Origin of the sequence: Cyanobium sp. LEGE 06143, assembly GCF_015207535.1 — a bacterium.
Classification (GTDB): Bacteria; Cyanobacteriota; Cyanobacteriia; order PCC-6307; family Cyanobiaceae; genus NIES-981.
Genome location: NZ_JADEWP010000079.1, coordinates 1 through 10,590, shown reverse-complemented (window position 1 = coordinate 10,590; position 10,590 = coordinate 1). Strand labels below are relative to the sequence as shown.

The window sequence follows — 10,590 nt, the reverse complement described above, 5'->3', positions numbered from 1 at the left end:
CCCCCTGGGCCAGCTCCAGCGGCCAGCTCTCCCACCGGTGCGAGTCACCCCCGACCCATCTCCTCTTCTAGAAACTCACCGAACCGCGCCGCTGCTTCAACCATCGGCGCCGCCGTCCAGGGTCTACCCGGCAGTCGCCTCCCGCTCCGCAGCACAGCGCCCTCGTGAACGTGCTTCGCGTACTCCACTGGCCAGGTGAAGTCGATGCCGTTGCGTGTGATGTTCACTTGTAGAGAGGCTCGAAGCCTCCCGGTGTCAACGATGTCTCTAAGCTCATCGTCAGTCCATCTCCACTTGGGATCGGACATCTCTTCAACAAAGCGAGCTTCTAACCAAGCCGCAAGGCGGTTTACCGCTCTTTGTTTGGCCGCTGCGAAATGAGTGGCGAAATCGGGTTGATCCATAGTTGCGCTAAGTCCGTTTAGGTGGTACACTCAAGACAGGCGGCAGACCATTGGTTGGCGGCAGGGGAGTGCACCCCCTCGAAACCCTCGCTTTAGTTTGCTGCCCCCTTTTTCGGTGCTGAGTTGTTAGCAGAGTTAGTGGGTCACTCCTCGCTCAGCACCTCCTTCCGGTGCGCTCTAGCTATCTTCTCCACCCACGGTGTTGACGTACATCTGCAGCGAGGATGCACTGGCAGTTGCAGCTCGCCGACTCGATACTTCAACCCCGCCCTGGGTCTGCAGATCGGGCAAGTTCGATCATCTGCCGTCGCCCAGTACTGCACGTAATCAATTCCAGCAGCCTTGAACCGGTCGTGCCGCGCTGCGGAGTAAGCGCGGATGCTCTCAGTGCGAACGATCACCTCCGCTGCGTTTTTCACCACGTCAAGGCGAGATCGAAGCACTCTCTCGATCTCTTGATTGCTGCGCCCTTCGAGGATGCCGCTGGTGAGCAGCTCCGCTGCGGTATTAGCGAACTCTTCGCCATGGCGCTGCAGATAGCGCCTTGACTCCCTGGCCATTGCTACAGCCGATTCCAGCGGCACACCGACTGCAAGAGCGGAGACTCGCGGACCGCCACCCCCCTGGGGCAGCAGGGACTCCCCCAGGGCGGTGCCGAGCTTGGTGGACTCTCGAAGCAGCTTTTCAAACCCCTTCTCATAGAGGTCTGGCTCATCTGGTGCAGCCTGCGGCAACAAAGCTTGCAGTTGACGTGCCAACTCCAAGTTGTAGCCAACTCTGGAGAGAGCACCGCGCTGGATCTCGCCTGTGATACGTGGCAGCAGCGATCGGTAGCTCTGTGTTAGAGCTTTGTTGAACGTCCGAAGGGTGAGATCTTCTTCCAGCTTCAGCGCTGAGTTATAACGCTCTACAAGTTTTGAGTACCTCCCCCCTGGGCCTGCCCCAGCGTGCCGGGCATCGTGGCGGCTTTGTAGCGACGGCGCTCTCACGGCTGCTCCCCTCTCTTGATCACACGCCGGATGTAGTGAGGCGCTAGCCCCCTCTTACTCTTAGTCCCAAACGCTTCTGCCATTCTCCATCCTTCTCTGTAGCCAAGCCTCAACCAGCTGCTCAGCAAGTACCAGGGCACCTCTACGGCTGGCTCTTCTTCGAAGAGCTCTAGATCGATCTCTTCTTCTTCGAAGATCTCTTCCTCGTGTTCAGCGCCTTGCGCCTTGTGCAGCAATCTCATCGCTGACTCTTCAGAGAAATTCGCGCACAGCGCGCTGTACATCGCATGGTAGTAGTGATAAGCTGCCGCCTCCCGGCACTCTTCCGGTGAGTAATCAGCTCCCGGTGCGTGAGCTAGCTTTCTCGTCGCTTCCATTAACTCTCTAGTCGGAAGCTCCCGTTTCCAGGTACTTCGCGCCAGCAGATCCAGTGTCTCTGAGATGTTCTCCGGTGTGTAGCAATCATCATGCTTCGCCACTTCTGCTTTGCTTCTCTCAATTTGATGCGGTGGGCCGATCATCCCGCGACTCACGTCTAATCCTTCTCGGCTCAGACGGTCTAACAAGTATTCGGGCAATTCCAAATATACATAGCCTGGGCCTGCTGCGGCCAGCAACTCGTCATCCGGATCGTGCGTATAGAAGGGTGCCATGGCTCATGTGTGTGTTTGAGATTTCGAGATTTGGTGGGCCTCGGTCGATTCTAGCTAGAAATCGCCCTGCAATCTGCCTATACTAAGAGGACAGAACGCCCCCTCTCTATGTCCCCTACTGCAACATCAATCGGCGTAATCTCTGCCATCGCCAAAGGCAGCGTTCGTCTCGAACGCGCATCGGAGCGTTATAACAAGTCTTTAGCCGAGTGCAAAGCTGTTGAAGATCTGGATCTGCCGGACATCGTAAAGAAAGCCTTCGCCGAGAAAGCTGAGGCTAAACTCGAAGAAGCCAACCGCGAATTTGAGGCTGCCTACTCCCAAGAGCAGCATGCAGCGAGAGTTGCTGCAGATGAGCGCAGGATTGAAGAGCTAACTAAGCAAGCGGAACCGCTACTTGCGAATATCGCTCGACTTCTCGATCTCGCGAACAGCGAGATGAAAGAGAAGGTACTGCCGCTCTACCACGAGTGTCGTTCGCGAGGTGGCACCTTCTTCTTCGAAGGCTGCGACGCAGCTCTTGCCGATGCTCTCATTGGCCAGGTGGTGTTTCACGCTCAGCGTGGCCAGTGGCAACTAACCCGGAGGCCGATCCGACCTCAGTAACACCCCCAGCCCCCCGGCCTGGGGCTGGGCTCCCATCTGTTTATCCCACTTTCACTCTTGACCCCTTGAGCCACCCATGAATAACCGCAACCACCCGATTACTGCAGCAGACGCTCGCCTTACCAGCGCCTACTGGAACGGCAGGCAATGCGATCAATCCGAGATTGCCAAGCTCAGCTACAGCATGGCGACCTTCGAAGAAGAAGAAGACCTCGACGACGACGACGACTGCCTCTCACCCGACCGAGTTGCTGCCAGGCGCACCGCTGCCGACTCCTGCGGAGCAACTAGCCGTAACGACTCGTTTATCACTCTCGATATAGACGGCGAGCATCTTTACCAAGACGCCGCCGGTACGTGGTTGTGCTACCGCACCGGTAAGCCGTACAAGCCTTCGAAGAAGAGCAGGAAGCAGCCCCAGCGGGGGATGCAGTCATGAACGACCCCATCTTCTCCTTCAGCAGAGAGGCAGGCCCAGGCGGGGGCCTGAGGAAGGATTCTTCCTCTTCCTCTTCCTCTGCCTCTCGCTCAAGCGAGAAGCGCAAGAAGCGAGGCCCTGCGGGGCGCCGCGTTGGCTCGGCGCTGGGTCGAAGCTTCCCCCCGCTTGGTCGCAGAATTGAACGCGTGCCGGGGACAGGTGGAGCTTTCAGCACCCCTGCTGGCCTGGCAGCTCGCGGAGCTGGGTTCGCTTCCCAGGCGGGTCGAAAGGTTGGTGGTCAGCTCTCCAGCCTGCAAGGAGTACCCCCCGTGCGGCGCCAGGTGGGAGGTTACCGGCGGCGCGTCTTGCTACGCAAGATCAAAGAGCGGGAGGCGACCATTGCTGGTTTGCTGAAAGAGTGGAAGGCTGAACCACCTATGAGCAGCGAATTGAGGCGGCTGCGTGCCAAGCGGTTGAAGTATGAACGTTCCACGCTGAAATCACTCCAGATGAAAGCTGAAAGCTCGCAGCAGGCCAAGAGGCGGATGGGGAGGATCAAGCTGAACCGTAAGACCTGGAGAGGAAGAAAGCCACACACCAGTACCCCATTGACCCTGGCGATGATCCAGCAGATTCAGACACGAGCAAAGAAGAGTGGTTTCCACCGTCGAGCGTTCGTGAATCGGTCGAGGCGGCAGGCGATCGATTGAGTTGTTACGAGTCGTCGGCATTCGATACCACCACTACGTTGGACGGCAGTCGATGAGCCTGCATTCGCAATCCAGCTCGTCTGTCCGACGACAATCTGGTTGAGGGGTCGCGCCAAACAGGTTGACCGCTCTGGAGTGGATCAGCTGAATCCGGTTGCCATGCGCAGGGCACCGGGCCATGCCTGCTCCCCTCAACGCTCACCAGATTGCGCTGTACATGTCCAAACGACGAGCCGGCAGCCGCCAGGAGGTGGCTGCCGCAGCGGCGGGCATCTCGGTGAGCAGTGCTCACCGGATCGACTCAGGCCGCCTCCAACCCCAAGCTGCCAAGCCCCGCAGTAGGCGCCGACCAGATCCTCTGGCTGAGGTGTGGGAGCCTTTGCTGCTGCCGCTGCTGGAGCGGCATCCAGCCCTGACGCCCACCACCTTGCTGGAGCACCTGCAGGAGCAAAAGCCAGATCAGGACTTGAGTTCGGTGAAACGCACCCTGCAGCGGCGGGTGCAGCAGTGGAAGGCGCTGCATGGCCCGACGCCGGAGGTGATGTTTCCGCTGGCGTATCAGCCCGGAGAGATCGGCTTCTGCGACTTCACCAAGGTCAAACGGGTCGTCATCACCTTGAGAGGAGAGCCCTTTCCCCATCTGCTGTTCCACTACCGCCTGGCCTGGAGCGGCTGGGCCTATGGCCAGGTGATCCACGGCGGCGAGAGCTTTGTGGCCCTCTCAGAGGGGCTGCAGAACGCCCTGGCCGCCTGTGGTGGTGTGCCGCGGGAACTGCGTACCGATCGGCTCTCGGCCGCCAGCCGCAACCGGGATGGCAGCTATGCCCTCGACATCACCCCCCGCTACCAGGCGCTTTGCGCCCACTACGGCCTGAGCCCCAGCCGCAACAACCGGGGGGTGGCCCATGAGAACGGCATCGTCGAGGCACCGCACGGCCATGTGAAACGGCGGCTGGAGCAGAAGCTGCTGCTGCGCGGCAGCTGCAATTTCGACGAGCCGGCCGAATACGGCGAACTGCTGGCCGAGGTGTTCAGCGCCCTCAACGCCCCCAGGCAGCGGCGCTACGAGCAGGAACTCGAGCATCTCGGTGCTTTGCCGGCCTTCCGTTTTGCGGACTACGAGCTGCTCAACGTTCGGGTGCGCAGCACCAGCACGATCGAGGTGCGGCAGGTGATCTACTCGGTGCCGCCCACCCTGATCGGCCGCCAGGTCACGGTGCGGCTGCACCATGACCGGCTGATCGTCTACCTCGGCAGCGATTGGGTCTGCCAGCTGCCCCGTGCCTATGGCACCGGCAGCCATGGCCCGAGGGCCTGGTGCATCGATCTGGAGCACCTGATCGATGGCCTGCGCGCCAAGCCACGGGCCCTGCTCCATTGCCGCTACCAGCGCCACCTCTTCCCCGACCAGCACTGGTGGAACTTCTGGCAGCGCCTGCTTGCCAGCGGTGACCGTGACGCGGCAGCCCGGCTCATGGTTGAGGCCCTCTATGTCGCCGTACGGGTGGCCTCATTTGCGCTGGTGCTCGCCTTCCTACAGCAGGCGCAGCAGCGTCAAATCCTGTCTCTCTCGCTCTTGCAGCAGCGATTCCGCGTACCGCCTCGCCCCAGCGCTCTGCCTGATCCCGTCATTCCCCAACACCTGCTGGCCTCCTATGACCACCTCCTCCCCGGTGCCCCGCTCAGCAGCTGTGGAAGCGGCGCTGCCGCTGCTGCTCAAACAGCTCAAGCTCGCCCGCTTCCGCAGCCATTGGCAGCGGCTCGCTCAGCAGGCTGAGGCCGAGGGCTGGAGCCCTGGGCAATTCCTCTATGCACTCTGCGAGCAGGAAGTGGATCACCGTCAGGTGGCACGGCGCCAACGGCTGCTGCGGGATGCCCACCTGCCCTGGCAGAAGGGGATCGACGGGTTTGATCAGCAGCAGATCGAGGCCAAGCACTGGCAGGAGCTGCAGGTGCTCTCCCGCAGCCACACCTGGCTGCTGCAGGCCGAGAACCTGCTGCTGTTTGGCCCCAGCGGCGTGGGCAAGACCCACCTGGCCATTGCCATCACGATGGCGATGATTGAGCAGGACCAGGCCTGCCGCTTCTTCCCGGCCACCGCCCTGGTGCAGCTGCTGCAGAAGGCCAAGGCCAGCTTTGAGCTCCCAGCCCTAATCCAGAAGCTGGATCGCTACGCCCTGCTGGTGATCGACGACATCAGCTACGTACGGCGCAGCGAGCTGGAAACCTCAGTGCTGTTTGAGCTGATCTGCCACCGCTACGAGCGCCGCTCCCTGCTGGTGACCTCCAACCAGCCGTTCCGGGAGTGGGACACGATTTTTCCAAGTGGATCGATGACCGTGGCGGCAGTGGACCGGCTGGTGCACCATTGCCACATCGTGGGTATCAAGGGCGAGAGCTACCGGCAGAAGCAAGCGGCCGCAAGGGTTTCCAGCGTCTCCAGCCACCCACCTACGTAATTGACGCGGACGTCATGGCCGTCACGATCGAGGCCAGCAACCACTCTGCCCAAAAGAAGCATTGCGGCGACACGAAAACTGGCCCACCCGCCTTGAGATGGCCGCCGGAACCACAACTTGATTGACGCGCCGCGACAGCCTGGTCACGATCCCGATCCCCGCTGCGATCTCAGGCTCCAGCGGGCTTCCGAACAACCACTCTCTACCGGTCAACCAGATTGACGCCACCCGTCAACCTGATTGACACGGGACAGTGATCTGCCTGGCTATCGGCAACGCCGGCAATGCTGCACCAGCGGCCCTGTTGCTTGCTCACGTCKWKRYMAKMGASRGATTCTCCACCCATCCTGAGGCTGGGTTCCTCCTCCTGCGGCCAGCAGGCCAGGCCCTATAGAACCTTCAGCGCCACCAAGGCGAGCGGCCGATGGCGGGGCCCTTCCCGGGGTGGCGGCTGGAACGGGAGATCCCGGCGGCGTGGCTGCCAGGCTGTTGCTTGGCATAACGGCGGGGTTGGCGGTTAGAAGGGGGCTGTTCGGAGCTCTGGCATCGGGTTTCACCTAGGCTCAGGCCAGTGAGGGTCGCCATGGTCTTTGCCATCCAGCTCAGCGACGAGCAGACCAGAGCCCTGGCTGAAACGGCCCGTCGACTGAACGTGCCCCAGGAAGACCTGGCAGCTGCAGCCATTCGGGATCTGCTCAGTCGCCCTTCCGCCGATTTCGAAACCATCGCTGCGAGAGTTCTCTCAAAGAATGAGGAGCTCTACCGTCGTCTGGCGTGATCCGCTTTCTTCAACTTGGTGAGGTGCTGGAGCTTCATCGCCAGCTGATCATCACCAGCGGCGGCTCACCAGGACTGAGAGATCTTGGCCTGCTGGAAGCTGCACTGAGCCAGCCTCGCCAAACCTTTGCCGGGGATGATCTTTATCCAACGATCATCAATAAAGCCGCCTGTCTCGGTTTTTCACTCATCACCAATCATCCCTTCGTGGATGGTAACAAACGAATTGGTCACGCCGCCACGGAGGTGATGTTGATGCTGAACGGCCATCAACTCAGGACCTCAGTGGATGCGGCAGAAGCCACAATCCTTGCTGTGGCTTCTGGTGGCCTTGATCGAAGGGCATACACAAGCTGGGTTGAGCGGCATAGCCATCCTCTGACGTGACCATCATCCAGTGCTAGTCACAAATCGGAATCCCAGCGCCCCTCACCACGCGCCAGGGAACCGTAGCCGCAGGCTTCTGCGCAGGAGTACTGGATCACCTTCTCGGGGGCGTAGCGCTCCACCAGCCGCTGCGAGAACGCCGGCAGCGCCTCGCGGCCTCGCAGGTCACCAGTGGGGGCGGTGTGGTGGTCATGGGCTTCATCATCGCGATGCCACGAAGACCAGGCCGTGCTCTGGCAGGCCGGAGCCTGGCGCCGGGTGTGCCGATCACCGCCTCCACCCCCTGCCCTGGGCGCTGCCGGTGCCCCTGCTGCGCGTGCACGGCCGTTACAGCCGGGCCGAGATCGAAGCCGCCTACTGCTTCGCAGAAGCCTTGCGGCTACGGCGTGCTCACCGATCACGCCCCCTGGATCCACCGCGAAGGCGTGGTCTGACACCAGGCCACAAGGTGCGACCTGCTGTTCATCACCCTGCGCAAAAGCGCACCATCCACCACGAGGCGCGCGGCTCACAGGTGCTGCTGTGAAGGGGAGCGGCCGATGGCGATTCGCTGGCGGCTGCAGCAGCCGATCCCGGCGGCGTTTGTTCCGGAGCTGGCGGTAGCGGTGTGAACGCCAGACAAGCCGGTCGTTTTGTTCGCTCTTCGTGCTTTTCTGAGCCAAGCAGGATCCTGAGGGCCCGCCTCAGATTGCTGGCGAATTCCACCAATTCTGCTGCTTCCTCGGCCGAGGTTTCAAATCCCGGGTAGCGCGCGAGCACCGCTCCTGATCACAGATCACCTGTGCTTTGAGCAGTTTCTCCACTCCTTGCTCAGCAGGATCACCAGGGCTTCCCAATCGCCTTCCGCCTTGGCCAGTTCAGCCTTCCTGAGCTTGGAGGTGCCCTTGATCCGGTGCTCCTTGCTCAGCAAGGCCCTTGGGTTGCTGTGGCCTGCAGGCTGGGGATCCCGGAGGTCATCCAGGGCAGCACTGGAGCGCTGCTGATGGTCTGCCATCCGGCGGTACACCCGGGCATCGGTGCCAGCGAGTTCCCTGTTGGTCTGCTCCAGCAGATCGGCGATCGTTCTGGGCCTTGAGGATCCCGCGGGAGCGGTTGGCCGACACCAGGGCCGCGCAACAGTCCTGGTAGGTGTCCTGCAGCGCCTCAGCCTCTGGACTCACAGGAAACTCGCTGGCTGAGCGGAGTGGCATCGAAGATCGAACGGGTGGCTTCAGGTCTACCGATTCAGGGCACTGCCGCCTTGCTGTCTACCCAGAAGGCGGGAACGGCCAGCTGTCGCTGACCCTGAGATCGCGTGTCACATTGATCGACGAATTCATCTCATTGATATTGTAAGCGCCCCGGAAGTCGTCAGGCAGCATTAATGAGACGCTAAAGAATGGCGTCCTCCCGATCGCCCGCCAGAACCCGGTCGCCCTGGTCCGGGCCGCCGAAGTCAAGGGGCGCCAGGCAGGTCACCGCATGGCCATGGTCAACCTGCAGCACCACAGCTGCCAGGAATGCAGGGTCGGCCCAAGCTGGTGGGGTCTCCGGGTTGCCGCCTTGGCCCAGTCCACCGTCCAGCGCCACCCCTCCGAGCCTCCGTTGCTGCCGAGGCCCGTGGGTCGGACCCTGGCGCCATTGGTTGGGCTCGCCGCCCTGGCGCTGGCAGCCTCCCTGCCTGCTGCCCTGCCCGCCGCCAGGGCCGGCGACGGCCTGCCGGGCTATGCCCCGGGCAGCGGGCTGGACGCCGCCGCCGCGGCGCGGATCAGCCGCTGGGCGCTCCAGGAGTACGCCGTGCCCGGGATGGCGATCGCCCTGGTGCAGGACGGGCAGCTGCTGCTGGCCGAGGGTTTTGGCGTGCGCGATCTGGCCACCGCTGAGCCCACCACCGCCACCACGGTCTTCCAGCTGGCCAGCGTGTCGAAGTCCATCACCGCCGCCACCGTGGCCGCCCTGGTGGACCGCAAGCAACTGGGCTGGGACCAGCCGATGCAGGAGCTGCTGCCCCAGTTCCGTCTTCACGACGCCTACGCGGGCCGCTGGGTGAATGCCCGCGACCTGCTCACCCACCGGGCCGGCTTCCCCCCTTTCTTCGGTGACCTCTTCGATCACCTCGGCTACGACCGCGCCGACGTGCTGCGCCGCATCCGCTACGTGCAGCCCGCCAGTTCCTTCCGGGAGCGCCCCGCCTACTCCAACATCGGTTTCTTTCTGGCCGGTGAACTGGCAGCGGCGGCCGGCGGCCAGCCCTTCACCACGCTGGCCAGCGCGCTGCTGTTCGAGCCCCTGGCCATGACCCGCACCGGCGTCGCCAGCAGCCTGATCGGCACTGGCTCTACCCTGGGCGCGCTGGAGAATGTGAGCCGCTCCCACGCCCTGGTGCAGGGCCGTCTGCAGGTGGTGCCCCCCAACCTCAGCGGCCTGTTCGTGGCTGCGGGCGGCTTCGCCAGCAGCGCCAGCGACCTGGGCCGCTTCCTCACCATGCTCGCCAACGACGGTGCGATCGACGGCCGCCAGGTGCTCTCGCCGCAGGCGGTGCAGGGGCTGTTCGAACCGGTGATCGCCGAGGAGCCCGGCTTCGCCGAGTTCCCCCCGATCGATGCCCATTCCGGCTTCACCTATTCCCCCGGCTGGGGGGTGTACCACTACAACGGCCTCAAGGTGCTGGAGAAGGGCGGCGCCCTCGATGGCGTGCGCACCGTGGTGCTGGTGGTGCCCCAGAAGCGCTTTGCGGTGGCGATCCTGGCCAACCGCAACCTCACGGCCCTGCCCGAGGCGGTGCGGGCGGCGCTGCTGCAGCAGGCCTTCGGGCGGCCCGGGGAGCAGGATCTGCAGCCGCTGATCCGGGCCCAGGCCCTGGAGCTGGAGAGTCTTCTGCTCAAGGAACCGCCACAACCGGCCAACCCCAAACCCCCGTCCCGCCTCCTTGCGGCCTACAGCGGCAGCTACGAGAACCCCCTGTTCGGCATCTGGACAGTGGCAGAGCAGGAGGGAACCCTGGAGGTGCTGGCGGGAGCGGCCCGCTACCGGGCCCCACTCACCCCCTGGGACGGCGAGACCTTCCAGCTGCTCTGGCCCGGGGTGATCTCCTCGCCGGTGGAGCTGCCCTTTCAGACCAGCCCCGACGGCCGGGTGACCAGCTTCAGCTACGACGGCTACCGGTTCCAGCGGCGGGAGCCCTGAGCGTTGGCCAGCGGCCATGATG

At 63.0% G+C, this 10,590-nt stretch carries 12 protein-coding genes; 8 read left to right on the top strand and 4 right to left on the bottom strand.

Annotation, left to right across the window (positions count from 1 at the left end):
* Positions 1-44 precede the first annotated feature (44 nt).
* The 3 genes from IQ216_RS07220 to IQ216_RS07210 all read right to left on the bottom strand — a co-directional run bounded on the left by IQ216_RS07220 (position 45) and on the right by IQ216_RS07210 (position 2,046).
* Positions 45-308 carry a hypothetical protein gene (locus IQ216_RS07220; RefSeq protein ID WP_193814942.1) on the bottom strand — a complete coding sequence of 88 codons (264 nt, stop codon included), beginning with the start codon at positions 306-308 and terminating at the stop codon, positions 45-47.
* 239 nt (positions 309-547) lie between these two features.
* Positions 548-1,162, bottom strand: a complete 615-nt coding sequence (locus IQ216_RS07215) for a minor capsid protein (protein ID WP_193814941.1) — start codon at positions 1,160-1,162, stop codon at positions 548-550.
* 227 nt (positions 1,163-1,389) lie between these two features.
* Entirely contained in the window at positions 1,390-2,046 is a 657-nt protein-coding gene (locus tag IQ216_RS07210) for a hypothetical protein (protein ID WP_193814940.1), read from the bottom strand.
* Between the two features lie 108 nt (positions 2,047-2,154).
* Here IQ216_RS07210 and IQ216_RS07205 point away from each other — a divergent pair, with 108 nt between their 5' ends.
* The 7 genes from IQ216_RS07205 (at position 2,155) to IQ216_RS07180 (ending at position 7,403) form a co-directional block, all read left to right on the top strand.
* Positions 2,155-2,652 carry a hypothetical protein gene (locus tag IQ216_RS07205; protein WP_193814939.1) on the top strand — a complete coding sequence of 166 codons (498 nt, stop codon included), beginning with the start codon at positions 2,155-2,157 and terminating at the stop codon, positions 2,650-2,652.
* A 76-nt stretch (positions 2,653-2,728) separates the two neighbouring features.
* On the top strand, positions 2,729-3,091 hold the full coding sequence (locus tag IQ216_RS07200; protein WP_193814938.1) for a hypothetical protein: 363 nt from the start codon (positions 2,729-2,731) through the stop codon (positions 3,089-3,091).
* A 308-nt stretch (positions 3,092-3,399) separates the two neighbouring features.
* Positions 3,400-3,780 carry a hypothetical protein gene (locus tag IQ216_RS07195; protein ID WP_193814937.1) on the top strand — a complete coding sequence of 127 codons (381 nt, stop codon included), beginning with the start codon at positions 3,400-3,402 and terminating at the stop codon, positions 3,778-3,780.
* A gap of 217 nt (positions 3,781-3,997) precedes the next feature.
* Complete coding sequence (istA, locus tag IQ216_RS14220) at positions 3,998-5,557, top strand: IS21 family transposase (protein WP_228007253.1); 1,560 nt, start codon at positions 3,998-4,000, stop codon at positions 5,555-5,557.
* Positions 5,484-6,239, top strand: coding sequence for an IS21-like element helper ATPase IstB (istB, locus tag IQ216_RS07190; protein ID WP_228007255.1), 756 nt, complete (start codon positions 5,484-5,486; stop codon positions 6,237-6,239). Before istA ends, istB begins: the two co-directional genes overlap by 74 nt.
* A 583-nt stretch (positions 6,240-6,822) precedes the next feature.
* Complete coding sequence (locus tag IQ216_RS07185; protein ID WP_186699927.1) at positions 6,823-7,017, top strand: DNA-binding protein; 195 nt, start codon at positions 6,823-6,825, stop codon at positions 7,015-7,017.
* Positions 7,014-7,403: a type II toxin-antitoxin system death-on-curing family toxin gene (locus IQ216_RS07180; protein ID WP_193814935.1), complete on the top strand. Its 390-nt coding sequence runs from the start codon at positions 7,014-7,016 to the stop codon at positions 7,401-7,403. Before IQ216_RS07185 ends, IQ216_RS07180 begins: the two co-directional genes overlap by 4 nt.
* Positions 7,404-8,178: 775 nt before the next feature.
* Here IQ216_RS07180 and IQ216_RS14485 read toward each other — a convergent pair.
* Positions 8,179-8,313, bottom strand: coding sequence for a hypothetical protein (locus IQ216_RS14485; protein WP_255510590.1), 135 nt, complete (start codon positions 8,311-8,313; stop codon positions 8,179-8,181).
* A 632-nt stretch (positions 8,314-8,945) separates the two neighbouring features.
* Here IQ216_RS14485 and IQ216_RS07170 point away from each other — a divergent pair.
* Positions 8,946-10,568 (top strand): serine hydrolase, encoded by a 1,623-nt coding sequence (locus IQ216_RS07170; RefSeq protein ID WP_193814934.1) that lies wholly within the window; start codon positions 8,946-8,948, stop codon positions 10,566-10,568.
* Positions 10,569-10,590 lie beyond the last annotated feature (22 nt).

Coding starts and splice junctions, on each gene's coding strand:
- IQ216_RS07200 (WP_193814938.1), top strand. CDS start 2,729: ATGAATAACCGCAACCACCCGATTACTGCAGCAGACGCTCGCCTTACC.
- IQ216_RS07205 (WP_193814939.1), top strand. CDS start 2,155: ATGTCCCCTACTGCAACATCAATCGGCGTAATCTCTGCCATCGCCAAA.
- IQ216_RS07210 (WP_193814940.1), bottom strand. CDS start 2,046: ATGGCACCCTTCTATACGCACGATCCGGATGACGAGTTGCTGGCCGCA.
- IQ216_RS07185 (WP_186699927.1), top strand. CDS start 6,823: ATGGTCTTTGCCATCCAGCTCAGCGACGAGCAGACCAGAGCCCTGGCT.
- istA (WP_228007253.1), top strand. CDS start 3,998: ATGTCCAAACGACGAGCCGGCAGCCGCCAGGAGGTGGCTGCCGCAGCG.
- IQ216_RS07220 (WP_193814942.1), bottom strand. CDS start 308: ATGTCCGATCCCAAGTGGAGATGGACTGACGATGAGCTTAGAGACATC.